This window comes from Phyllobacterium endophyticum, from assembly GCF_003010935.1.
GTDB classification, from domain to species: domain Bacteria; phylum Pseudomonadota; class Alphaproteobacteria; order Rhizobiales; family Rhizobiaceae; genus Phyllobacterium; species Phyllobacterium endophyticum.
In genome coordinates this window covers 650,359-675,505 of the sequence record NZ_PGGN01000001.1, presented here as the reverse complement: position 1 = coordinate 675,505, position 25,147 = coordinate 650,359, and the positions used below count along the sequence as shown (strand labels likewise).

Genomic DNA, 25,147 nt, shown 5'->3' with positions numbered 1-25,147 from the left:
TTTGAAGTAAATTCGCGCTATAGCGTGCGGCCATTATTCATAAAGACGTATTCATGAGCGCTTCAGACCTTAGACTGGAACAGATCGTCAGCCCGGCCGAACTTCATCGTCAATTTGAAGAGTTGGTCATGTCCACGGACAAGAAGGGCACCGCGACGGTCGACCGTAACGATGTATTGCAACTGGTAAAACAGACGCTGCTCGCCGGTCGAAAGACGGCCGAAGAGATGCTGACGAAGGATGCTGCGGGGACGCACTGTTCAATCCGGCTTTCCTATCTGATGGACCGGATCATATCTGAACTCTACGATTTTGCGGTTGCGCATGTATACCCCGCTATCAATCCATCGACTGCTGAACGGATGGCGGTCGTTGCAGTTGGCGGTTATGGCCGCGGGGGTCTCGCACCCGGTTCCGACATCGATCTGTTGTTCTTGCTACCTTATAAGCAGACACCGTGGGGCGAACAGGTCGTCGAATACATCCTCTACATGCTGTGGGATGCAGGTCTCAAAGTCGGTCACTCGACCCGCAATCTCGACGAGTCCATTCGCCAGTCTCTGGCCGACATGACGATCCGAACCAGCATTCTGGAAGCTCGGTACATTTGCGGGAACGAGGATCTTTTTGCCAAACTCGAGCAGCGTTTCGATGACGAGGTGGTCAGGGGAACCGGGCCAGCTTTTATCGAAGCAAAGCTTGCCGAGCGTGACGCCCGCCACCGCAAAGCCGGCGCGACCCGATATCTGGTGGAACCGAACGTCAAGGAAGGCAAAGGCGGCCAACGTGATCTTCACACGCTGTTCTGGATTGCCAAATATTACTATAGGGTCAAAACAAGCGACGAACTGGTCAAGCTGGATGTACTTTCTCGCGCTGAACACAAGATCTTCCAAAAGGCCGAGGATCTGCTCTGGGCTGTCCGCTGTCACATGCATTTTCTGACAGGCAAGGCAGAGGAGCGCCTCTCATTCGATATCCAAAGCGAGATTGCCCGCCGGCTTGGCTATACGGCCCATCCTGGCCAGCGAGACGTCGAACGGTTCATGAAACACTACTTCCTCATCGCCAAGGAAGTTGGTGATCTTACGCGGATCATATGCGCGGCCCTGGAAGAAGAGCAGGCCAAGCATGTCCCGGGGTTCAACCGGATCTTTCTCACCTTTTCACGTCGCAAGCGAAAGCTCCCCGGCACAAGCGATTTCGTGGTCGACAATCACCGCATCACCATCGCGAATGACGAAGTCTTCCGGAAGGATCCCGTCAATCTTATCCGACTGTTCCGGCTGGCAGACGAACATGGCCTCGAGTTCCACCCCGACGCCATGCAATTGGTGACGCGTTCGCTGTCGCTGATCAAGGCTGATCTGAGGGAAAATCCCGAGGCAAACCGGCTTTTCCTGGAAGTCTTGACCTCTGAGCGAAACCCCGAGCTCATCCTGCGGCGGATGAACGAGTCGGGCGTGCTTGGCAAGTTCATTCCCGATTTCGGCAAGGTCGTCGCCATGATGCAGTTCAACATGTATCATCACTATACTGTCGATGAGCATTTGCTGCGTTGTATCGCTGTCATGTCGGAGATTGACCACGGCGATCTTGGACAGGAACACCCGCTTGCCAACCAGATCATGCCTGGCCTGAAAAAAGATCGGCAGATCCTTTATGTGGCGCTACTTCTTCATGACATAGCCAAGGGAAGGCCGGAGGATCACTCGATTGCCGGGGCAAGGATCGCCCGACGGGTCTGCCCGCGCCTCGGCCTTTCTCAGGCCGACACGGAGACAGTTGCCTGGCTTGTGGAACAGCATTTGACGATGAGCCGGGTAGCGCAGTCTCGCGATCTGAACGACCGCAAGACAATCGAAGACTTTGCTGAGATTGTCCAAACGCTCGACCGCATGAAACTGCTTCTGGTTTTGACGATCTGCGATATCAAGGCAGTCGGACCCGGGGTCTGGAATGGCTGGAAGGGCCAGTTGCTCCGCAATCTCTTCTACGAAACCGAATTGATGCTCACAGGCGGATTCTCCGAAGTCTCCCGCAAGGAGCGCACCGATCACGCTCGCATTCAACTCGACCATGCATTGTCGTCTTGGCCACAGGTCGAGCGCCAGTCGTATCTGGCTTTGCACTATCAGAACTATCTGTTGACTGTCAGTCTCGAAGATCAAATTCGCCATGCCAATTTTGTGCGCGAGACAGATGCAAGCGGCAAAGCACTCGCTACGATGGTAAAGACCCATGACTTCGAGGGCGTAACAGAAATCACGGTGTTGTCACCGGATCATCCTCGGTTGCTGTCGATCATCGCAGGCGCCTGCGCCGGAGCCGGCGCCAATATCGTCGATGCGCAGATCTTTACGACCAGCGACGGTCGCGCACTTGATACGATTCTTATAAGCCGGGAGTTTCCAACCGACGATGACGAACGGCGGCGTGCCATGCGCGTCGGCCGGTTGATCGAGGACGTGCTTTCCGGAAAATCCTACCTTCCCGAAATGCTGGCAAGCCGCACGAAGCCGAAGCGTGCGGTAAAGGCCTTCCGCATCACGCCGCGTGTCGAGATAAACAACACTCTGTCGAACAAATTCACCGTCATCGAAGTCGAGGGGCTGGATCGTCCCGGTGTTCTGTCCGAGATAACGGGGACTATATCCGACCTCTCACTCGACATCGCTTCGGCGCACGTAACTACGTTTGGTGAGAAAGTAATCGATGTGTTCTATGTAACCGATCTGGTCGGCCATCAAATAACCAATACGGCACGCCAGAACCGTATCCGCAAAAAGCTGCTGGCGCTGTTCGGCGAAGGAGACATAACCACTGCCCAGCCACAACGGCCGAACATCCTCATGACGGCGGAATGACCCGAAAATGAGCCTGGTCAAGAAATTTGCGACGGTTGCGTCTGGCACCTTGATGAGCCGCGTTTTCGGTTTCACGCGCGAGATGTTGATGGCTTCCGCGTTGGGGACCGGACCTGTCGCCGACGCCTTCAATGCAGCTTTCCGCTTTCCGAACACGTTCCGGCGGCTCTTCGCCGAAGGTGCCTTCAATTCCGCATTCGTGCCCTTGTTTGCCAAGGAGATCGAAGCCAATGGCCTTGATGGTGCGCGGCGTTTCTCCGAGGAAGTCTTCGGTGTTCTGTTTACTGTCCTGCTCAGCCTGACAATCCTGATGGAACTCTCCATGCCCCTGATCGTGCGCTTCGTGATCGCACCGGGCTTCGTTGACGACGCCGCAAAATTCGACAACACGGTGTCGATGGCGATCATCATGTTCCCATACCTCGCCTGCATGTCTCTCGCCGCGATGATGAGCGGTATGCTGAATTCACTGCACCGTTATTTCGCCGCCGCGATCGCTCCTGTTTTTCTGAACGTCATACTGATTGGCGTACTCGGCTACGCCTGGTGGAAAGGCCAGGACGGCAAGGCCGTCGGATACGCCTTGTCCTGGGGTGTCATGGTCTCCGGTCTCGTTCAACTGGCGATAGTATGGTTCGCCGTGCGAAACGCGGGCATATCCATTGGCTTCCGCTTACCTCATATGACTGCCAACGTTAAACGGCTGCTGATATTGGCCTTCCCCGCCGCCGTAACGGGCGGCATCACGCAGATCAACCTGTTGATCAACACGAATATCGCGTCGGGAAAATCAGGAGCGATATCGTCTCTGGCCTATGCCGACCGGATCTATCAATTACCCTTGGGTGTGGTCGGAATTGCGGTAGCGACGGTCCTCCTGCCGGAATTGGCGCGTGCGCTGCGTTCGGGAAATCTGAAGGAGGCCGGCAGCCTGCAGAACCGATCCGTTGAGTTCACCCTGTTTCTTACCCTTCCCGCTGCCGCGGCATTGCTGGTGATGTCCGAACCGATCGTCAGGATTCTCTACGAACGCGGCAACTTCTCCGCCGCATCCACCCAAACGGTCGGTAACATCCTCGCAATCTATGGGCTTGGTCTTCCAGCATTCGTTTTGATTAAGGCGTTCCTGCCGGGATTCTTCGCACGCGAAGATACTCGAACACCCATGATCTTCGCTGCTGTCGCGGTGATCGTGAATGTCAGCCTTGCGCTGACGCTGTTTCCGATAATGGCCGAGACTGGCATCGCAACGGCCGAGATCGTCGCCGGATGGACCAATGCGCTGTTGCTCTTCATCACACTGGTCTGGCGAGGGCATTGGGGCCGCGACATTCCCCTGCTCACGCGCATTCCACGGCTGATTGTTTCCGCCGCTCTCATGGGAATTGCACTCTACTATGCCATTGGGTGGATGGGGCCTGCGCTAGAGCCTGATGCCCCCCTGCACACACAGGTCATAGCCGTCTTGTCGCTCGTCGGATTGTCGATGATCCTTTATTTTGCACTGGCCTTCGGGACAGGTGGAGCGAGCTTCGGCATGATCCGCAGAAATGTAAGGCGCAGACCCAAAGCGCCTGGGGACAGCGCACCATGAGCCGGTTCATTGGCATGATCACGCTTGTCGTGCATGACTACGACGAGGCGATAAGGTGGTACACAAATGTGCTGGGGTTTACTCTTGCCGCAGATACGCCGCTTTCAGGGACAAAGCGTTGGGTCGTGATTGCACCAGAAGGCGGCGGCGCCAGCCTGCTGTTGGCCAAGGCTGACGGAGATATGCAAAAGGCGAGCATCGGCAATCAGACCGGTGGTCGTGTTTCACTGTTCCTCTACACCAATGATTTCGCCGAGGACCATGCGAGGATGATCGGAGCGGGAGTTCAATTCCTCGAGGAGCCGCGTCATGAACCTTACGGGAGCGTCGCCGTGTTCGAGGACCTTTATGGCAACAAATGGGATCTGCTTCAGCTTAAATGAGACTCACGTTCAATAAGGCTTGAATCGAGTGCCTCCCTCTGCCAAAAGCTCGGTTTCACTGCTGTCGGCGCGCGAAAGCCCGATCCCCAACGATCAAGGACAATATATGAGCATGTTTGAACCGCTCGTCTTTTCCGGTGTCCAGCCGACCGGCAATCTGCACCTTGGCAATTATCTCGGTGCCATCCGACGGTGGGTCGCGCTTCAGGAGACCAGCAAGTGCATATATTGTGTCGTCGACCAGCACGCCATTACTCCGCCGATTTCTGTTTGGGGCGGTCCGGCCGAATTGCAGCGCAACACGCGTGAGGTTACCGCAGCGTTCCTCGCTTCGGGAATAAATGCAAGAACGAACATCGTTTTCAACCAGAGCCGTGTGCACCAGCATGCCGAACTGGCCTGGGTCTTCAATTGCGTTGCCCGCATGGGGTGGCTCAACAGAATGACCCAGTTCAAGGACAAGGCGGGCAAGGACCGTGAGAATGCATCCGTGGGCCTTTTCGCCTACCCTACTTTGATGGCCGCCGATATCCTTGTCTACCGCGCCACCCATGTGCCGGTTGGAGAAGACCAGAAGCAGCATTTGGAGTTGACGCGCGACATCGCTCAGAAGTTCAACACCGATTTCTCCGACCGCATCGCTGACCTCGGGCTCGGTGTCGATACGCCATCCGGCGAGGAAATCATTTCCAGCTACTTCCCGCTGACGGAGCCTGTCATCGGCGGACCTGCGGCGCGCGTCATGAGTTTGCGCGACGGAACCAAGAAGATGTCGAAGTCGGACCCATCCCACCTGTCGCGGATCAATTTGACAGACGATGTGGACACGATCTCGAAAAAGATCCGCAAGGCCAAGACCGACTCGGAACCACTGCCGTCCGAAATCGAGGGCCTGAAAGACCGGCCCGAAGCGGACAACCTCGTGGGCATTTACGCTGCGTTGGTCGACAGCGACAGGGCTACGGTGATCCGCGATTTCGGCGGGCATCAATTCTCGACGTTCAAGCCAGCCCTTGCTGACCTCGCTGTTGAAAAGCTCGCGCCGATAGCTGCGGAAATGCGGCGGCTTTCGGCCGATCCTGGTTATATCGATGCCGTTCTCAAGGATGGCGGCGAACGGGCCAGTGTCCTTGCCGAGAAGACGATGCGGGATGTTCGTGATATTGTCGGCTTCCTACAGAACTAGGCCGCATCAGGGATGGTCTTGCATGCGATCGATGCTTGAGGCAGGTTGAACACATGGTATCAAGACGTCTTAGCCGCGAGGCCGGTCACCGCCGCAAGTTTCTGGCCGTCATCGACGAAACGCCCGAATGTGAGAGGGCGGTTGCTTATGCGTCTCGCCGTGCCAAGACGACGGGCGGCGTCCTTTTGCTGCTGTTCGTGATCGACACTGCGGATTTTCAGCAGTTTCTGGGCGTCGAGCAGATCATGCGCGCAGAAGCAGAAGAGCGGGCCAATTCAACGCTGAGCAAATTCGCTGCCAGCGTTCGCGAAACCATAGGAATCGAATCGGAACTGGTTGTACGCGAAGGCATTACGTCCGAGCAGATCCAGAAGCTCATTGAGGAAGACCAGGACATTGCCATCTTGGTCCTGGCAGCGGGTTCGGGCAAGGACGGTCCTGGTCCGCTTGTTCAATCGCTTGCGGGACGCGAAACGTTTTCGATACCCGTAACAGTGGTGCCCTACAATCTTTCCGACGAAGATATTGACGCCATCACGTGATGCGTGAAAGAACCGTGACACAATCTTGACTTGAAGAGTTGGGTTTAAAGGCCTATATCCGCCTTTGAATTGTTCTAAACTGATACGCGAGATCAATCATGTTTATCCAGACTGAAGCTACGCCCAACCCGGCTACTTTGAAGTTCCTCCCTGGCAAGGTTGTTCTCGAGGAAGGCACAGCCGATTTTCGCGATGCGGCAAGTGCTGGTGAGGCATCACCCCTCGCAGGCAAGATTTTCGCTGTACCCGGCATTACCGGCGTATTTTTCGGTTACGACTTCGTTACCGTGACGAAGTCTGACGGTCCGGAATGGCAGCACCTCAAGCCCGCTATTCTTGGTGCCATCATGGAGCATTTCATGTCCGGTGCGCCTGTGATGGCCAACGCGACGCAGGTTGCCGACACCGCACAACGGGAAACGGATGGCGAATTCTTCGATAGCGCTGACACTGAAATCGTCGACACTATCAAGGAACTTCTCGAAACGAGAGTGCGTCCAGCGGTAGCTCAGGACGGTGGCGACATCACCTTCCGTGGATATGAAAACGGAACGGTATTTCTCCACATGAAGGGCGCCTGTTCGGGCTGCCCTTCTTCGACAGCTACGCTGAAGCATGGAATTCAGAACCTGCTGAAACACTTCGTTCCGGAAGTTCAGCAGGTCGAGGCTATCTGATCGTTCCTCATTAAACAAAAAAGGCCGCTCGCGCGGCCTTTTTTGTTCCAACTAGTTGACTGCACCCGGTCCAGGAATCGCCCCTGGGGGGCACTTTCCAAGGATTATCATTCCGAGCACTTCGTCTTCGTTGACGTCGCCGACTTTCGCAGTCCCCACGACCTGGCCATTTTTCATCACTGCGACTCTGTCGGCCAAGTGGAAAACATCATGAATATCGTGGCTGATGAGGAATATGCCGATTCCCTCGCTTTTCAATTGCTTGATGAGTTCACCCACTTGCGCCGTCTCCTGTGGCCCGAGAGCGGCAGTGGGTTCATCCATGATCAATATCCGTGCGTCGAACAAGATCGCCCGTGCGATCGCCACAGACTGCCGCTGGCCGCCGGAGAGAGCCTTGACCGGATCCTTGAAGCGCTGGAATCGGGGATTGAGGCGCCCCATGACTTCGCGGGCCTTGTGTTCCATTGCAACGTCGTCGAGAGTCCCCCACGGCGTCATCAATTCACGTCCAAGATAAAGGTTGGCGGCGGTATCTACATTATCGGCAAGCGCAAGCGTCTGGTAGATCGTTTCGATACCGTAGCTTTTGGCATCGCGCGGATTGCTTATAGTCGCTTCTTCACCACTTACCTTGATCGTGCCGCTATCACGCTTGTAGGCGCCTGACAGAACCTTGATCAAGGTAGACTTTCCGGCGCCATTATGTCCGAGAAGAGCCACGACCTCCCCTGGATAAAGATCGATCGAAGCTCCATCGACTGCTCGGATGCCACCGAATGCAATCGAGATATTCTGCATTTCTATGAGAGGTACTTGTGTGTTGTTCATCATAGATTCTCCTATGCAGTACGGCGGCGATAGATCGTGTCGAGCCAGACGGCGACGACAAGGACCAGACCAACCACAATGTTCTGCAATGGTGTATCAAGACCAAGCAGGACCATGCCGGAACTCAGCGACTGCATCAGCAATGCACCGATCATGGCGCCTGCAATGGTGCCAATACCACCAGCCAGTGAAGTGCCGCCAATAACGGCTGCGGCAATGGTCAGAAGCTCATCGAGCGTCCCCTGGGCGTTTGTCGCGGCGTTCAGGCGGGCGGTGGAAATCGCGCCGGCAATTGCGCAAAGAACCCCCATGATGATGAATATCTTCATCGTTACCCATCGTGTGTTGATGCCGGCCAGATCGGCCGCTTCGGGGTTGCCACCCATAGCGAAGACATAGCGGCCGAAGCGGGTGCGGGTAGCGACGAACGTCATGATCAAACCTGCCGAAACGGCGATCAGCACCGGAATGGCAATGCCGTGTGAGATGAACAGGCCACCATCGGGAATTGTGATGCTATTGGCTTCTGCATATCTGCGCACAATGCCGATTGGCCAATAGTAGGCGTTTGCAACGGCGACCGCGCCCAGTACCAGAAAGCAACCCACAGCAGCCATGAAGGTCTCAGCCCATATCGGGCGACGGGGGAAGTTGAAGCGCTTCCGCTGGCGGCGGCTGTTGATGATCATCCCGATGATTGCGACGCAAGCAACGATGCCTACGACCCAGCTCCAGAATGCTCCGATAGAACCTTCGGGACCGCCGCCCATGAGGCGAAAGGTCGAATCCATCGGGGCGACCGTTCGCCCGGACGTAACCCACCAGGCAGCGCCACGCCATACCAGGAGGCCACCAAGGGTGACAATGAAAGCTGGAACGCCAAGGAAGGCAATGATGAACCCATGTATACCGCCGATGAGAGCGCCCGTCACGATACCAATGGTGAGGGCGATGACCCAGGTTGCGGGGTTTTCAAAGCCAATCAGGCCGGGCAGGATTTCAGCCTGGACGACACCCATGATCATGCCGACAAAGCCGAGAATGGAGCCGACGGAAAGATCGATGTTGCGGGTAACGATGATCAGCACCATGCCTGTCGCCATGACCGCAACAGATGACGTTTGAACAGACAGATTCCAGATGTTGCGGGGCGTCAGAAACTGGCCGCCCGAAAGAAACTGGAACGCCAGCCATATAACGACAAGAGCTCCGATCATTCCCAAAAGGCGCGTGTCGAGCTCCGTCGCCTTGAAAAACCTGGCGACAATGCCGAGTTCCGACGAACGGGCCCGGTCAAGGCTGATGGCCGGATCACTCATTTCACTCTCCCAATTTCATTTTCTTTTGGAAACGCCGCTGACCCCATTGGACCAGCGGCGTTCCTTCTTGATAGTTGATAATGCTATTTGCAGGCGGCTGCCGAGCCTGCCTTCACGCCTTGGCAGACAACGTCCTTCGTCACCCAGCCGGCATCGATGACGACATCGAGGTTGTCCTTCGTGACGGGGACAGGCGTCAGGAACACCGCATTGACTTCAACCTTGTTGACGCCTCCGGCAAACTTCTGGACGTTCGGGATTTCTTCCATTTTCTTGCCATCTGCGAGGGCTGCGGCAATACCCGCAGCTTGCTTGCCAAGTTCGCGGGAATCCTTCCAGATCGTTACGGTCTGGGTGCCGAGTGCAATGCGATTAAGCGCAGCGAAATCGGCGTCCTGGCCCGAAACGGGAACGGTGCCTGCAAGTCCCTGGGCCTGCAGGGCCGCAATCGCGCCGCCTGCAGTTCCGTCATTCGCAGCAACGACCGCATCTACCTTGTTGTCATTGGCAGTCAGGAACTGCTCCATGTTCTTCTGCGCGTTCGCTGGAAGCCAGCCATCCGTATAGGCCTCACCGACGTTCTTGATCTTGCCGGAGTCGATCGCTTCTTTCAGCACTTCTTGCGCGCCTGCAAAGAGGAAGTCGGCGTTCGGATCAGCCGAGCTGCCTTTGATGAAGACGTAATTGCCTTCAGGCTTTACCGCGAATACACCGCGAGCCTGCATCCGCCCGACTTCCTTGTTGTCGAACGTAATGTAGAACGCGTCCTTGTTTTCGATCAGGCGGTCATAGCCAACGACCGGAATACCTTCGGCGACAGCCTTTTCAACGGCAGGTCCGATTGCGCTCGAATCCTGTGCCAAGATGATCAAGGCGTTGGCCCCTTGCGAGATCAGGCTTTCAACATCGGTCAACTGCTTGGAAGCAGAGGACTGTGCATCTGCCGAAATATATTTGTCTCCACTGGCCTCGAGCGCCTTCTTGATCGCGGCTTCGTCGGTCTTCCAGCGTTCTTCCTGGAAGTTGGACCAGGACACGCCGATGATCTTGTCTTTTGCCAGCACAGGACCAGCAAATGACATTGCAAGAACTGCAGCCCCCGCGAGTGCGGTTGCATATTTTTTCATGGTATTCCTCCCAGTGCGAGCAGCACGCGTTGATCATGTCGATGCTGGCACTTCACCTCCGGCCGGCATCGAAGCTCTTTAATTCGAGCCTCGAAAAAAATAGTGACTTAAAACAGATTTCGTGTCAACTTAGATTTTCGTAGCATAACCTGCTGCAAGGCAGACATTTATTGCGCTGCACACTAAACAGATTTCGGGAGGAAATCGTTTTGTTGCTAGATGAAATTGCGCGTCCTGACGATGTCCGGCGTCAGAACAGACGCCTTGTGCTGACAGTACTGCGGCAACACGGGCTGTTGTCGAGGACCGATATTGTCGCGCAGACTGGGCTCAGCCCATCGACAGTTTCGGCTATCACGACAGCGCTCATTTCCGAGGGGATTGTAACCGAAAGCCGCGATGCCGATGCAGCAGCAAACCGGCGGGGACGGCCCCAAGTCGCACTCACTTTGAACCCGGATATAGCAACGATCGCGACTGTCGAACTCGCGCTCAATCTGGTCCACGCGGTTCTGTTCGACTACAAGGGCCAATTGATTGCTGAAGAATTCCGGCGGGTTTCGACACTCGACGCCACGTCGGACGATCTGATCGGGGCGATCTGTTCGATGCTCGACAATCTGCTCGAAAGCAAGACCTCCGGGGCGGGCCGGCTCATGCATATCTCCATGGGTGTCCAAGGCGTCACCGATGCGGCAAGCACGACGATGTTGTGGTCGCCGATCACGCCGGACAGTAATATTCCTTTTGGCGAAGTGCTTTCCGAGCGCTACGACGTAGCGGTCGGCGTCGCCAACGATTGCAACATGATCGCAGAAGCATTGCGCTGGATCGAGCCGGACCGCTACTCAGACGATTTCGCGGCGATCCTCCTCTCGCACGGCATCGGCATGGGACTTTATCTCAAAGGCAAGCCGTTTCTTGGTGTCCACTCCTCCGCCGCCGAATTCGGTCATATGCTGCACGTTCCGGACGGGGCCCTTTGCCGCTGCGGGCGGCATGGCTGTATCGAAGCCTATGCCAGCGATTATGCCATCATGCGAAAGACTTCCGGCCGTAACCCGAAAGACCAGCCCGCACAGGACGTCGACGCTGCGGCCTACGAAGCGATCGCAAACCGGGCGCGGGCAGAAGATGGCGAAGAGCGCGCCGCTTTCCGCAATGCAGGACAGGCAATCGGCTCAGGTTTACGCAGCCTCTTTTCCCTGATCGACCCGGTTCCTGTGGCCCTCGTCGGATCTGGCGCGGGTGTTTTCGACCTTATCGAAGAAGACCTGCGCGAAGTCGTATACGGTACCTCCGGCTGGGGCGCGGCCGAGGATCTCAAAATACGCTGTTATCCCGATGAGCATCCTCTCATCCTGCAAGGCTGCATGATGACATCCTTGCTTCACCTCGATACACAGATTTTCGCTCCGCGCGACGCTGGGGACGCATCGCTCAAGCGGGCAGTTTGAACGTAATTCAGGAGGAGAATCCATGTATCTTGGTCTCGACTTGGGCACATCCGGCGTCAAGGCGCTGCTGATTGACGAAGATCAGACTGTCATCGGCTCCGGCACCGGGACACTCGACGTTTCCCGGCCGCATTCCGGCTGGTCGGAACAGGACCCGTCGCACTGGATCAAGGCGACCGAAGACGCGGTTCATGCCCTCAAAGCCCGCCACGCCAAGGAGCTCGCCGCGGTAAAGGGCATCGGCCTGTCTGGCCAGATGCATGGCGCAACGCTCCTCGATGCGAACGACGACGTGCTTCGGCCATGTATGCTGTGGAACGATACACGCAGCCACAAGGAAGCCGCCGAACTCGACGCCGACCCGAAATTCCGGGCATTGAGCGGCAATATCGTATTCCCCGGCTTCACCGCACCGAAGGTCGTTTGGGTCAGAAACAACGAACCCGAGATCTTCGCGAAGCTGCGCCGGGTGCTTCTGCCAAAAGATTACCTGCGCTTGTGGCTTACTGGAGAACATGTGTCCGAAATGTCGGACGCTGCAGGAACGTCATGGCTCGATGTCGGCAAACGCGCCTGGTCGACGGATCTGCTTGCAGCGACTGGCCTCGATGCCGGCAACATGCCTTCTCTGGTGGAAGGGACCGAGGTATCCGGTACGCTCAAGGCAGATCTCGCCTCTCAATGGGGCATGGGCAGCCATGTCGTCGTTGCAGGCGGAGCGGGTGACAACGCAGCGTCGGCATGCGGCATGGGTACAGTCGGCGAAGGCCATGCCTTCGTTTCCCTCGGCACTTCTGGCGTTCTCTTTGCCGCCAATGGCACCTATCTGCCCAATCCCGAGAGCGCGGTCCATACATTCTGCCATGCCCTGCCCGGCACCTGGCACCAGATGGGTGTTATCCTTTCGGCCACCGATGCCCTGAACTGGTACGCGGGCATCACGTCACGCAAACCTGCCGAACTCACGGGCGAGCTCGGCGATGCGTTGCGCGCGCCGTCCGGCGTGACCTTCCTGCCATATCTTTCCGGCGAACGTACACCGCTCAACGATTCCGCCATTCGCGGCTCTTTTCACGGCCTGGAACACGCCAGCGACCGCACGGCTCTGACACAGGCGGTGCTGGAGGGCGTTGCGTTTGCGTTTCGCGATTGCCTGAACGCACTTGCTGCCGCCGGGACGAAGCTCGACCGCGTCACCGCCGTCGGTGGCGGATCGCGCTCGACATACTGGCTCAAGGCCATCGCAACGGCGCTCGACATTCCCGTCGATGTACCGGCGGATGGCGATTTTGGCGCTGCCTTCGGTGCCGCCCGCCTCGGATTGATCGCCGCTGAAAAGGCCGATCCAAGAGCGGTTTGCGCCGCACCTGCCACCGACTACACGATCGAGCCGGAGGCCCGCCTTCTCGGCGAGTTCGACGCGGCGTATCACCGCTACCACAATCTCTATCCAGCACTAAAAGGAGTTCAATCATGAGCAGCGGATTTTTCGGCGACGTAAAACCAGTCAAATATGAAGGGCCGGAGAGCACCAATCCGCTTGCCTACCGCTTCTACAATCCCGATGAAGTCGTCCTGGGCAAGCGGCTTGAGGATCATTTGCGATTTGCCGTCGCCTACTGGCACTCCTTCGTCTGGCCGGGCGGCGATCCATTCGGCGGGCAGACATTCGAGCGTCCATGGTTCAACGACACGATGGATGGTGCCAAGTTGAAGGCGGACGTCGCTTTCGACATGTTCTCGATCCTCGGCGCCGCCTATTTCTGCTTCCACGATGCCGACGTGCGTCCCGAAGGCGACAGCATCGCCGAGAGCGACAAGCGCCTGCATGAAATCGCCGACTACTTCGCCGCAAAGATGGAAAAGACGGGGACCAAGCTACTCTGGGGCACCGCCAACCTCTTTTCCAACCGCCGGTATATGTCGGGCGCTGCGACCAATCCCGACCCGGATGTCTTTGCCTATGCGGCGGCAACCGTAAAGACCTGCATCGATGTCACGCAGAAGCTGAAGGGCGAAAACTATGTTCTCTGGGGCGGACGCGAAGGCTACGAAACGCTGCTGAACACCGACATGAAGCGCGAACTCGACCAGATGGGCCGGTTTTTGAGCCTCGTCGTCGATTACAAGCACAAGATCGGCTTCAAGGGCGCGATCCTGATAGAGCCGAAACCGCAGGAGCCAACGAAGCATCAATATGATTACGATGCAGCCACGGTCTATGGTTTCCTCAAGCGTTTCGGCCTCGAAAAAGAGGTCAAGGTCAATCTCGAACAGGGCCACGCCATCCTGGCGGGACACTCCTTCGAACATGAAATCGCAACGGCCGCAGCACTCGGTATCTTTGGTTCGATCGACATGAACCGCAACGATTACCAGTCGGGATGGGACACGGATCAATTCCCGAACAATGTTCCCGAAGTCGCAGTAGCCTATTATGAAATCCTCAAGGCCGGCGGATTTACCAGTGGAGGCACGAATTTCGACGCGAAGCTGCGTCGTCAGTCACTCGACCCGCAGGATCTCCTGGTCGCGCATATCGGCGGCATGGATACTTGTGCACGTGGCCTCAAGGCGGCTGCGAAGATGATCGAGGACAAGGTTCTGACTGGCTTTGTCGATGATCGCTACGCGGGATGGTCGAAGCCGGAGGCGCAAGACATGCTCTCGGGCAAGGTCTCGCTTGAAGAGATCGCAAAGCAGGTCAACGACAGCAATTTGCAGCCGCAACCACGCTCGGGACGCCAGGAATACCTGGAGAACGTTGTAAACCGCTACGTCTGAGAGGTTTAAGATACTAGGAATAAGTTCTCAGCTGAGAACTTATTCCGCTACTGCGCCGACCTGAAGGCGCTGCGGAGTTGCGGTTAAGCTCCTTCCAAAGCGGCCTTCCAGCGGCAATTCTTGTGCAAGAATCGAAGATTCTTGTGTGAGTTTTTGTGGCGGAATCATGGCTTTTTCGTGTGGCAGGACCACAATTGGCGTCGTGAATTCGCTGTAGGCAATGCCGATTCTCTACGCTAAACGTGCTGACCGCCGTTGATATGGATCTCGGAACCGGTCACGTAGGATGACGATTCCGTGCACAGGAAATAGATCGTCTCCGCCACTTCCGCGGTCTTGCCGAGACGCCGCAGGGGCAGATGCTCGATCATCTTGTCGGTACCGGGCGAAAGGATCGCCGTGTCGATTTCACCCGGGGCAATTGCATTGACGCGGATGCCATGCGGACCGAAATCCGAGGCCATCTCTCGGGTCAGGGACGCGAGTGCCGCCTTGGACGTGGCATAGGCGGTGCCCGCGAAAGGATGGACCCGGCTGCCCGCGATCGATGTTACATTCACCACCGACCCCTGTGCCGCCTCAAGTTCCGCAAACAGGCCGCGCGCCAGCATGATTGGCGCAAAGAAGTTCACCTGGAAAACGCTCATCCATGTCTGCATGGGGGTCTCGATGGAATCGAGCCGGTCGCCCGTGCTGTTCTTGGGCGAGATGCCCGCATTATTGACCAGCGCGTTCAGCCTGCCGCCTTCCGCCGCGAGCCTCTGCCTGATCTCCGATACCGCATGATCGACATCGGCAGGGTCGGCGAGATCGACCTTTATGTGATCGTCCGGTCCGGCCGGCCAGGGACAATTATCGTCGAAACTCTGGCGCGAACAGGTGATGACGCGCCAGCCGGCGCGTGAAAACCGCTTGACCGTTGCATGGCCGATACCGCGGCTCGCGCCCGTCAGGACAAGTACCTTGCGTGGTTCTTCGTTGGTCATGGGAATACTCCGTTGCGCCAGCAATAGCTTATCGCACTGCAAAATTCGAGGCATATCATGTCGCGGGCGATTGATCCGTTCGGGCGAAGCCCATATCGTGGCCCGCAAACTAGAGCAAGTTTGTCTAAATAGAGTCGTTCTGCCGGAGGGAATTCGTGGACAAGGTCAAGGGGTTTGGCGAGGCCGATGCCTTTCCATCGGACAATGCTAACGCCCGATGGATTTGGCTCGAATTCACCCGGCCCACTGATCGAACCGCGTTTCTGCGAAACGCGGATAATTCGATCAGCGGGTTTAAAAGCTTGTTGGTTTGCGAAAGCAAACCAACGGCTGGGTTTCCAGCTGGCGGCCAACCACTTTGTCAGGCGGCGTCGGACGATGGAAATGCATCGGCCTCGCCACCTTCCGTGTGGATTGCCTCGCCATCCGAGAAACAGAACTGGCTCTATTCAGGCAAAATTTGCTCTAGGGGGGAAGCATGAACGGATATATTCTGGCAATCGACCAGGGCACCACGTCGAGCCGCGCTATCGTTTTTGACAAGAATCGCAAGGTTGCGGGCAAAAGCCAGCAGGAATTCACGCAAATCTACCCGCAATCCGGCTGGGTGGAGCATGATCCGGAGGAAATCTGGCGATCCGTGCTCAGCACCTGCAAGGTCGCCATCGAAAACGCCAAGATCCAGGCAGGCGACGTAGCGGCGATCGGCATCACGAACCAGCGTGAGACGGTCGTTGTCTGGGACAAGGGCACCGGCAAACCGATACATAATGCCATTGTCTGGCAAGACCGGCGCACCGCCGCGCTCTGCCAGAAACTGAAGAAGCAGGGCCTCGAAAAAAAGTTCACGAAGAAGACCGGTCTTCTGCTCGATCCTTATTTCTCCGGAACGAAGCTCTCATGGATTTTGGACAAGGTGCCCGGCGCCCGCAAACGCGCGGCAAATGGCGAACTGCTTTTCGGCACGGTCGACAGTTTCCTCATTTGGCGGCTTACCGGCGGCAAGGTGCACGCCACCGACGCCACAAATGCATCGCGAACCCTGATCTTCAACATCGCGACGAATGACTGGGACGATGAATTGCTCGATATTCTGCGTATTCCCCGAGCCATGCTGCCACAGGTAAAGGACTGTGCGGCAGATTACGGCGCGGCGGAGGCGGACATTTTCGGCGCCTCGATACCGATACTCGGCGTCGCGGGTGACCAGCACGCGGCGACTATTGGCCAGGCGTGTTTCGAGCCGGGAATGTTCAAGTCCACCTATGGAACCGGATGTTTCGCCGTTCTCAACACCGGCAGCGACATGGTGCTGTCGAAAAACCGCTTGCTGACGACCATTGCCTACCGCCTCAACGGCAAGACGACCTATGCCCTCGAAGGTTCGATTTTTATCGCCGGCGCGGCCGTGCAATGGCTGCGCGACGGACTGAAGATCATCGGTTCGGCGCCTGAAACCGGCAAACTTGCCGACCAGGCCGATCCCAGCCAGGACGTCTATCTCGTGCCAGCCTTCGTCGGCCTTGGAGCACCGCACTGGGATGCTGAGGCGCGCGGCGCAATCTATGGCCTCACGCGCAATTCCGGTCCGGCGGAATTTGCCCGGGCGGCGCTGGAATCGGTGGCCTACCAGACCCGCGACCTGCTGGATGCAATGCGCAAGGACTGGAAATCGTCTGGTACGAAGACAGTGCTGCGCGTCGATGGCGGCATGGTCGCTTCCGACTGGACGATGCAACGTCTCGCCGACATTCTGGACGCCCCGGTCGATCGACCGACCATTCTCGAAACCACGGCACTCGGGGCCGCATGGCTCGCCGGCTCAAAGGCCGGCATCTGGCCCAGCCGGCGGGAATTTTCCAAGACCTGGGAGCGGGATATCCGTTTCACGCCGAAGATGGACGACAAGACTCGCAAGGCGAAAATTGCGGGATGGCGAACGGCGGTGAAACGGACGTTGACGAGTTAGTTACAATCTTAGAACGCTTCCTCTCCGTCATCCTCGGGTCAAGCCCGAGGATGACGGAGAGGAAGGTGCTTTACCATATTGGAGGAGCGATTCGCTTCACTGAGCTAGCCCCCTCTCTTGCGATTTCTCCGGGGAGATAAGAACAATGCTAATTGCCCATGATCAGGTCGAACAGCGTCGTCTTGCGGCCCGAGTTGCCAACTTCGCCGGGAGGTACCGGCCGGGTGGAGCCGGTCTGGTCGCCGAGGTCCACCGGCGGCATAGGGCCAGCAGGATTGACCTGCGCCGAAGGGATGCCCTCGGCCGGAGGGACCGATGGATCACTGCCGGGCAAAATGTCGTTTCCATCATTGACCTGCTGGCGCAACTGGTAATCGCCCGGCAATTGGGCAACCGGAACGCCCTTGTGCGCCGCGACCATGAAGTCTTTCCATGCAATGGCCGGCAATGATCCGCCGGTGATCTTCTTCGTCGGCTTGCCGTCATCATTGCCGAACCAGACGCCGGTCGTCAGGTTTGCGGTATAGCCGATGAACCAGGCGTCCCGAAAGTTCTGGCTGGTACCGGTCTTTCCGGCCGCGGGCCAACCGAACCTGGCCTTCGTCGCCGTACCTGTGTCGACCGTCTGGCGCAGCATGGCATTCATCATTCCGACATTGCGCGGATCGATAACGCGGTCTGTGGCCGTGTTCTTGTGCTGGTAAAGCACCTTGCCTTCGTTGGTGGTCACGCGCCGGATGACATAGGGCGGCGCCCTGTAGCCGCCATTGGCGAAGGGAACGAAGGAATCGGTCAGTTCCAGCAGCGTGACCTCCGATGTTCCAAGCGCCAGCGATGCATTTGCCGTAAGGTTCGATTCGATGCCGAGGCGATGGGCTGTCGATACGACTGTCGTCGGACCAACTTCCATCACAAGCTGCGCGGAAACGGAATTCAGCGAGCGCGCCAGTGCTTCAGCCAGGGTGACCTTGCCGAAATACTTGCCGTTGAAATTCCCGGGCGTCCAGTTGCCAATGCGGATCGGAGCGTCATTGCGCACGGATTCAGGCGTGAACCCCTGTTCAAGCGCCGAGAGATAGACGAAGGGCTTGAATGCCGAGCCCGGCTGACGCTTGGCCTCGCTGGCACGATCGAACTGGCTATTGGCATAATCATAGCCGCCGACGAGTGCCCGCACGGCCCCGGTGCCGTCCACCGAAACCAGGGCGCCCTGCGAGACGTTGAGTTTCTCACCATTCTTGCCGATCAGATCGCGAATCGATGCTTCGCCGAGTTTCTGCAGGCCGAGATCGACCGTCGTATCGACGATCACATCGCTGCGTACATCTCCGATCAGACCCGGCAATTCTTCCATCACGCGGTCGGCGACATATTGCTCCGAGCCGCTCCAGTAAGAGGCGGCGCGGGTTGCCGGCTGTTTCTTGGCGAAGCTGAGTTCCTTGTCGCCGATCATCCCCTGCTCGCGCATGGCGCCAAGCACAAGCTGCGCCCGTTCGCCGGCGGCTTTCGGATCGCGCGCGGGCGACAGGCGCGACGGCGCCTTCAGGAGGCCGGCAATCAGTGCGGCCTCCGGCAAGGTCACTTCCCTGGCCGATTTGTTGAAATAGCGGCGCGAGGCCGCAGCCACACCATAGGACCCGGAACCGAGATAGACCCGGTTCAAATACATTTCGAGTATCTGATCCTTGGTGTATTTCTGCTCGAGCCAAAGGGCGAGCATGACTTCCTGTACCTTGCGCTCGATGGTGCGATCCGGCGTCAGGAAAAGGTTCTTGGCCAATTGCTGCGTGATCGTCGAACCGCCCTGAACCAGGCGTCCGGACATGACATTGGCAAGCATGGCACGGGTGAAGCCGATGGGATCGACACCGAAATGCGAATAGAACCGGCGGTCCTCGATGGCGACGACGGCTTCCGGCAGATAGGGCGACATGTCATGCAGGCTGATCGCCTCGCCGCCCGAGGCGCCGCGATTGGCAATCAGATCGCCTTCGACCGACACGATCTTGACGTTGGGCGGACGGTCGGGAATTGCCCATGTGGTCGTCTGCGGCATCTTGGCGGCAAAATAAATGACCGTTCCTGCAAGGGCGATCCCGCCCCAGATGCACAGGACGAACGACCAATAGACCAAGCGGCGCACCGCACCGAAAAACCCTCCGCCGCTGCTTCCCCGGCGCGCTCTGCCGCGCTTCGACCTGGCCGGTTTGCGTGCCGTCTTGCGTTTTGCCACAGGCCTGTCCTCCGGATCTGCGCGCAGATCATCGCCCGAGCGGCGGTCCGTACCGAACCCCGGTTCAATGCGCTGCCTGCCCCTGTCGCGTGATGCCATTGATGAGAGTCCCGCCCCCGATAAGCCCGAATAGTCGCAAACGCCCCGTTGCAGGGTAAATGCGGCGATTTAAGGTGCGGTTAAAGTCGCGTCAGTTAATCGATGTGGGGGATCAAGGAATTGGACGCATGAATCCGCTTGCAGCTGGACCGGGGCAGACGACTCGGACCAACTCTTCCCACATGAGGCTCCAGCGGATATCATTGCATACAAATACCCTGCGGCCCCTGCAGGTACGGAGCTTGGGAGAATAGGACGCCATGACCGGAACGCGCCGCAAGCTGACGACGATCTTCTCGGCAGATGTCCAGGACTACACACGCTTGATGCGGGCCGATGAGGAAGGAACGCTCGACACCCTGAAAAAATACCGTGGGGCAATGTCCCGGTTGATCGAAACCCATGGTGGCAGGGTCGTGAACACCTGGGGCGATGGGCTGATCGCCGAATTTGCCAGCGTGGTCGAGGCCGTGCGCGCAGCGCTCGACATACAGAACGAGGTGGCGGGCTACAACGCCGATCGGCCCGATGACACGCGCATGCTGTTTCGCATCGGCATCAATCTTGGCGATGTAATCGCCGAAGGCGACGATATCTACGGCGATGGTGTGAACGTCGCCGCACGGCTGCAAGCATCCGCGTCGGCGGGCGGCATCGTCATATCCAGCACCGTCTATGACCAGGTACGCAACAAGGTCGCGGTTGGCTTCGAATCCCTGGGGCAGGTACCCGTCAAGAACATCGAAGGTGGCGTGCTCAGCTACGCCATCAGGATCGGAGAAGACAGTTCCCGTTCAGCGCAACAGGAAACTGCACCGGCCGAGACAAGAATTGAACCCCATCCCGCCCGCGACACTGCCACCGCGATACCAAAGTGGCGCAGCTATGGGGTAGTGGGCGCAGTTTCGGCCGGCATCCTCGCCATCAATCTGCTGTCCTGGGACGGAGAATTCTGGGCGCCCTGGCCAATTCTCGCCATTGCAACCTTGGCCGCACTGTCGTGGATTCGCAACACAAGACAGATCGACCAGGTTCTGGCAATGCTCACTATTCTTGGCGTTGCGCTCACCTGCATCAACCTGCTTGCCTGGCACGGCACTTTCTGGGCCGCCTGGCCGTTGCTTGCAATGGCTGTCCTTGGCAGTATCCGATGGTTTACGCGCCGCAGCGCGGAACCCTGACCGGCGCTCGAATTCAGAGCAATCTCACGGAGTGACCAATGCGCTTTCTGGTATTTGCAACTTTGACGCTGATCGTGAGCGGTTGTAGCGGCGCGGCGTTCCAGAGGCTAAATCCAAACCCCGACGCCGAAGCGCAGTATCGCCTTGGCGGGTGTCAGCTGCGCGGGCACGGCGTTTGCAAGGACCTGCAGGAGTTCTCCGGTTCCGGCCAGCAAACCCAGTGACATGAGGTTTTCTGCTCAAATCATCGCGCGCGTAAAATATTATTTTGCAGCCCTTGAAAACCTTCTTCGGTAGTTCTACTTTAATCCTTGCGTAACGAGTGGTTCTCCTCCCATTTTACACTCGTTGCGTGTTCCCCTCTGGACGCGTTAGCGTTCACAATTCGCCGGGCTTATGCCCGGCTTTTTTGTGCCTTCGGTTCGGATCTGTTCATCAACCGAATTTTACTTTCCCTTTTCATTTTTCACGTATCAAAGAGCACTGGGATCGTGGGGTACGCAAGACATGAACACGGGCGAAAAGGCACGCGTCGACTGGGTGGATATTGCCAAGGGTATCTGCATCATCTTCGTCGTGATGATGCATTCGGTGCTCGGCGTCGAGGCCGAGGCCGGCGCGCGCGGCTGGATGCATCCTGTCGTCGCCTTTGCCCAGCCGTTCCGCATGCCGGATTTCTTCATGATCTCGGGTTTGTTTCTCGGTATTGTGATCGATCGTTCCTGGCTGCGTTATGCTGATCGCAAGATCGTGCATTTCGCCTATTTCTACGTGCTCTGGCTGACGATCCAGTTTCTGTTCAAGGCACCCGGCATCGTCGCGCAAAGCGGTACCGGAGGCGCTTTGTCCGCCTATCTCATGGCCTTCATTCAACCCTTCGGCACCTTGTGGTTCATCTATCTGCTGCCGGTTTTCTTTGTCGTCACGCGGCTCGTCAAGGGGCTGAACGTCTGGCTGGTCCTTGCTGTGGCTGCGGTACTCGAAACGCTGCCGATCCATACGGGATGGCTGGTGGTCGACGAATTCTGCAGCCGCTTCGTCTATTTCTTCGCGGGCTATGCACTTGCGCCGGAAATCTTCCGCCTTGCGGAGTGGCTGCGGCAGCGGCCGGCCACCGCCCTTGCGATTCTCGGTGCATGGGCGTTGATCAATGGCTGGCTGGTTTTCACACCGGCACCACTGCCTTTCGCAGCGTGGATACCGGCAGAGGCAGCGACCTCCGGCGGACTTGGCGGATGGGCGAGCGTGCCGCTGATTTCGCTCGCCGCCGGCGGCGCCGGAGCACTGGCTATCGTGTCCGTTTCAGCGCTGATTGCCCGCCTGGCGCTATCTCTCGAAGCCGCCGTGAAACCGCTGCGCTGGCTCGGCGCGAATTCGATTGTCGTCTACCTCGCCTTCTTCCTGCCAATGGCGATCGCCCGCACGATTCTTCTGAAAACCGGCATCATCACCGATATCGGCACGATCTCGCTCCTGACCGTGATCAGCGGCGTCCTCGGCCCGGTCATGCTCTACTGGTTGATCCAATGGTGCGGCTACGGCCAGTTCCTGTTCAGACGCCCACAATGGGCCTATATAGATCGCGCGCCGGCGCCGAGGGGCGCGCTCGCTTCAGCCGAGTGATATTCGTGCCATTTGGTCTAGCTGTGCGCAAAGATATCCTGCTCATCCCATCCCATCAAATCGAGCTTGGAGCGGACAGGAAGGAATTCGAAACAGGCGCCGGCTTCTTCCGAGCGGCCATCGCGCAAAAGCCTCTGCTGCAGAATCGTACGCAGGCGATGCAGGTAGAGCACGTCAGATGCAGCATATTCCAGTTGCGCCGGGGACAGTTCAGGCGCACCCCAGTCGGAAGATTGCTGCTGCTTGGAGAGATTGACTTCCAGCAATTCGCTGCAGAGGTCCTTCAGGCCGTGTCGGTCCGTATAGGTCCGCACCAGGCGTGAGGCGATCTTGGTGCAGAAAACCGGCTTTGCCATGACACCGAAAGCCTGGAACAGCACGGCAATGTCAAACCGGCCGAAATGAAAGATCTTGGTAATCGCATCGTCGCCAAGCAGTTTAACCAGATTGGGCGCTGCCGTCTGGCCCTTGTCGATCTGGATGACATCCGCCGAACCGTCACCGGGAGATATCTGCACGACACAAAGCCGGTCGCGATGCGGATTGAGCCCGAGCGTCTCCGTATCGATAGCGACAGCATCGACCTGGTAATTATCGAGGTCTGGCAGATCATTGCGGTGAAAGCGGATGGTCATTGTCGTTTCCTGTCAGTTCTGTCTTGTCTAGGCATTCAGCGCCTGGCGATATTCACGCTTTGGCTGGATTAGCCAAAGCGTCGAGAATACGTGCCCAGGAACGCTGACCCTTGTGGAAGGAGTTCAGCTCGTATTTTTCGTTGGGTGAGTGGATGCGATCGTCCTCAAGGCCGAAACCGACAAGCAGCGATTCCATGCCCAGCATACGCTGGAAATCGCCGACGATGGGGATCGAACCGCCCATGGCAATCAGCACGGCCGGCTTTGGCCATTCGTCGCTCAAGGCATTCTTCGCTCTCGTCAGCAGCGGGGACTCGTAGGACAGCTGGATCGCCGGCGAAGCGCCGTGCTCATGAAACTCGACGCTGCAGTCGGCTGGAATGCGTGCCCGCACGAAAGCGCGGAACGCCCCGCGGATTTTCGCCGGATCCTGGCTGTGGACGAGACGGAACGACACTTTTGCCGAGGCCTGGGCTGCGATGACGGTCTTGAAGCCTTGGCCGGTATAGCCCCCGATCATGCCGTTGAACTCGGCTGTTGGCCGAGCCCAGATCAACTCGAGGATGGAACGGCCCTTTTCACCTGATGGAATGGAGAGGCCGACGGGTCCGAGAAAGTTTTCCGGCGTGGCGCCGAGCCCTTCCCACATCTGCAGGATCTGCGTCGGCGTTTCGTCAACGCCGTCGTAAAAGCCAGGAATGGTCACGGCGCCGTTCTCGTCGTGAATATCGGCAAGTATCTTTGCCAATATGCGAACAGGATTGGCGGCAGCGCCGCCGAACATGCCGGAATGAAGATCGCGATCAGCGGCCTTGATGACGATTTCCTCGCCAACGAGCCCGCGCAACCCGACGGAGATGGCCGGGGTTTCCGCATCCCACATGCCCGTATCGCAAACGAGAGCGAAATCCGCCTTCAATTCTTCCCGGTGCGCTTCCAGGAAGGGCTTCAGCGATGGCGAACCAGACTCCTCTTCACCTTCGAAGAGGATGGAAATCTTCACCGGCAGCTTGCCATGCACTTCCTTGTAAGCGCGGCACGCCTCGACAAAAGTCATCAACTGGCCTTTGTCATCAGACGTGCCGCGGCCCGTAAGAATCTTCCGGCCGCCGTCGATTTCCTTGATCGCAGGCGCGAAAGGATCATTCTCCCACAGGTCCAGCGGATCGACCGGCTGTACATCATAATGGCCATAGAACAACACGTGCGGCGCGTCGGGGCCTGGACCTTCGTGATGGCCGACGACCATGGGATGACCTGGCGTATCCCTGATGCTTGCTTCAAAGCCGATCGACTTCAGATCATCGACGAGCCATTCGGCTGCTTCACGGCAATCGGCCTTGAACGCAGGGTCCGTCGAAATGGACTTGATCCGGAGCAGCTCGAAAAGCCGATCAAGGCTTTTATCGAGATTATTGTCGAGGACGTTCAAGACAGGTTCGAGAGCTGACATTCCAATTTCCAATTTCTGTGGGCCGGGATCGAGAGGGGAGTTCTTCTTAGCGCATTTTGAGCGGCGCGGCACAAAAAAGGCTTCCCTCAGGCCCAAAAGAAATGGCCGCCGTGGCGGGGGGACCACAGGCGACCAGATCACTACACTCAATTTGCGGTCAACCCTGGAGAGGGGGATGAGGCTGGCCGCAAGCCCGGTGTT

The 25,147-nt window shown here is 57.7% G+C and carries 21 protein-coding genes; 14 read left to right on the top strand and 7 right to left on the bottom strand.

The features are described from left to right. Positions 1–53 precede the first annotated feature (53 nt). From CU100_RS03170 to CU100_RS03145, 6 genes are all read left to right on the top strand, one after another. Positions 54–2,867: a [protein-PII] uridylyltransferase gene (locus CU100_RS03170; protein WP_106715086.1), complete on the top strand. Its 2,814-nt coding sequence runs from the start codon at positions 54–56 to the stop codon at positions 2,865–2,867. Between the two features lie 7 nt (positions 2,868–2,874). Next, positions 2,875–4,461 (top strand): murein biosynthesis integral membrane protein MurJ, encoded by a 1,587-nt coding sequence (gene murJ / locus CU100_RS03165; RefSeq protein ID WP_106715085.1) that lies wholly within the window; start codon positions 2,875–2,877, stop codon positions 4,459–4,461. Next, positions 4,458–4,844, top strand: a complete 387-nt coding sequence (locus CU100_RS03160; RefSeq protein WP_106715084.1) for a VOC family protein — start codon at positions 4,458–4,460, stop codon at positions 4,842–4,844. Before murJ ends, CU100_RS03160 begins: the two co-directional genes overlap by 4 nt. Positions 4,845–4,950: 106 nt before the next feature. Continuing rightward, complete coding sequence (gene trpS / locus CU100_RS03155) at positions 4,951–6,030, top strand: tryptophan--tRNA ligase (protein WP_106715961.1); 1,080 nt, start codon at positions 4,951–4,953, stop codon at positions 6,028–6,030. Between the two features lie 53 nt (positions 6,031–6,083). Beyond that, complete coding sequence (locus CU100_RS03150; protein WP_106715083.1) at positions 6,084–6,572, top strand: universal stress protein; 489 nt, start codon at positions 6,084–6,086, stop codon at positions 6,570–6,572. Positions 6,573–6,670: 98 nt separating this feature from the next. Further along, positions 6,671–7,249: a NifU family protein gene (locus CU100_RS03145; protein ID WP_106715082.1), complete on the top strand. Its 579-nt coding sequence runs from the start codon at positions 6,671–6,673 to the stop codon at positions 7,247–7,249. Between the two features lie 51 nt (positions 7,250–7,300). Here CU100_RS03145 and CU100_RS03140 read toward each other — a convergent pair whose 3' ends face one another. From CU100_RS03140 to xylF, 3 genes are all read right to left on the bottom strand, one after another. Further along, positions 7,301–8,080: an ATP-binding cassette domain-containing protein gene (locus tag CU100_RS03140; RefSeq protein WP_170113715.1), complete on the bottom strand. Its 780-nt coding sequence runs from the start codon at positions 8,078–8,080 to the stop codon at positions 7,301–7,303. 11 nt (positions 8,081–8,091) lie between these two features. Next, positions 8,092–9,399, bottom strand: coding sequence for a sugar ABC transporter permease (locus CU100_RS03135; protein WP_106715080.1), 1,308 nt, complete (start codon positions 9,397–9,399; stop codon positions 8,092–8,094). Between the two features lie 83 nt (positions 9,400–9,482). Next, on the bottom strand, positions 9,483–10,526 hold the full coding sequence (gene xylF, locus CU100_RS03130; protein ID WP_106715079.1) for a D-xylose ABC transporter substrate-binding protein: 1,044 nt from the start codon (positions 10,524–10,526) through the stop codon (positions 9,483–9,485). A 212-nt stretch (positions 10,527–10,738) separates the two neighbouring features. Between xylF and CU100_RS03125 the strand changes: the two genes are divergently transcribed. From CU100_RS03125 to xylA, 3 genes are read left to right on the top strand one after another with little or no spacing between them, the layout of a single operon-like run. Beyond that, positions 10,739–11,983 carry an ROK family transcriptional regulator gene (locus tag CU100_RS03125; RefSeq protein WP_106715960.1) on the top strand — a complete coding sequence of 415 codons (1,245 nt, stop codon included), beginning with the start codon at positions 10,739–10,741 and terminating at the stop codon, positions 11,981–11,983. A 22-nt stretch (positions 11,984–12,005) separates the two neighbouring features. After that, the gene (gene xylB / locus CU100_RS03120) at positions 12,006–13,460 is read left to right on the top strand and encodes a xylulokinase (protein ID WP_106715078.1); all 1,455 of its coding nucleotides are present in this window, start codon (positions 12,006–12,008) and stop codon (positions 13,458–13,460) included. Continuing rightward, the gene (xylA, locus tag CU100_RS03115; protein ID WP_106715077.1) at positions 13,457–14,767 is read left to right on the top strand and encodes a xylose isomerase; all 1,311 of its coding nucleotides are present in this window, start codon (positions 13,457–13,459) and stop codon (positions 14,765–14,767) included. The genes xylB and xylA overlap by 4 nt, the downstream gene beginning before the upstream one ends. A gap of 236 nt (positions 14,768–15,003) precedes the next feature. Here xylA and CU100_RS03110 read toward each other — a convergent pair whose 3' ends face one another. Then, the gene (locus CU100_RS03110) at positions 15,004–15,807 is read right to left on the bottom strand and encodes an SDR family NAD(P)-dependent oxidoreductase (RefSeq protein ID WP_183635489.1); all 804 of its coding nucleotides are present in this window, start codon (positions 15,805–15,807) and stop codon (positions 15,004–15,006) included. Between the two features lie 101 nt (positions 15,808–15,908). Here CU100_RS03110 and CU100_RS03105 point away from each other — a divergent pair, with 101 nt between their 5' ends. Further along, a complete protein-coding gene (locus CU100_RS03105; RefSeq protein WP_106715075.1) occupies positions 15,909–16,235 on the top strand; it encodes a hypothetical protein in 327 nt (108 codons plus the stop codon). Next, entirely contained in the window at positions 16,232–17,722 is a 1,491-nt protein-coding gene (glpK, locus tag CU100_RS03100) for a glycerol kinase GlpK (RefSeq protein ID WP_106715074.1), read from the top strand. The genes CU100_RS03105 and glpK overlap by 4 nt, the downstream gene beginning before the upstream one ends. A 148-nt stretch (positions 17,723–17,870) precedes the next feature. Here glpK and CU100_RS03095 read toward each other — a convergent pair whose 3' ends face one another. After that, complete coding sequence (locus CU100_RS03095) at positions 17,871–20,054, bottom strand: transglycosylase domain-containing protein (RefSeq protein WP_106715073.1); 2,184 nt, start codon at positions 20,052–20,054, stop codon at positions 17,871–17,873. Between the two features lie 260 nt (positions 20,055–20,314). On the opposite strand from CU100_RS03095, the gene CU100_RS03090 reads away from it, so the two are divergent. The 3 genes from CU100_RS03090 to CU100_RS03085 all read left to right on the top strand — a co-directional run bounded on the left by CU100_RS03090 (position 20,315) and on the right by CU100_RS03085 (position 22,858). Continuing rightward, positions 20,315–21,235: an adenylate/guanylate cyclase domain-containing protein gene (locus CU100_RS03090; protein ID WP_106715072.1), complete on the top strand. Its 921-nt coding sequence runs from the start codon at positions 20,315–20,317 to the stop codon at positions 21,233–21,235. A gap of 38 nt (positions 21,236–21,273) precedes the next feature. Further along, a complete protein-coding gene (locus CU100_RS26525; protein ID WP_146141787.1) occupies positions 21,274–21,459 on the top strand; it encodes a hypothetical protein in 186 nt (61 codons plus the stop codon). Positions 21,460–21,742: 283 nt separating this feature from the next. Beyond that, positions 21,743–22,858 carry an acyltransferase family protein gene (locus CU100_RS03085; protein WP_106715071.1) on the top strand — a complete coding sequence of 372 codons (1,116 nt, stop codon included), beginning with the start codon at positions 21,743–21,745 and terminating at the stop codon, positions 22,856–22,858. A gap of 17 nt (positions 22,859–22,875) precedes the next feature. On the opposite strand, the gene CU100_RS03080 is transcribed toward CU100_RS03085, so the two are convergent. Both CU100_RS03080 and CU100_RS03075 read right to left on the bottom strand, forming a co-directional pair. Then, complete coding sequence (locus tag CU100_RS03080; RefSeq protein ID WP_106715070.1) at positions 22,876–23,493, bottom strand: ribonuclease D; 618 nt, start codon at positions 23,491–23,493, stop codon at positions 22,876–22,878. A gap of 52 nt (positions 23,494–23,545) precedes the next feature. Then, positions 23,546–24,946, bottom strand: coding sequence for a M20/M25/M40 family metallo-hydrolase (locus CU100_RS03075; protein ID WP_106715069.1), 1,401 nt, complete (start codon positions 24,944–24,946; stop codon positions 23,546–23,548). Between the last annotated feature and the right edge of the window lie 201 nt (positions 24,947–25,147).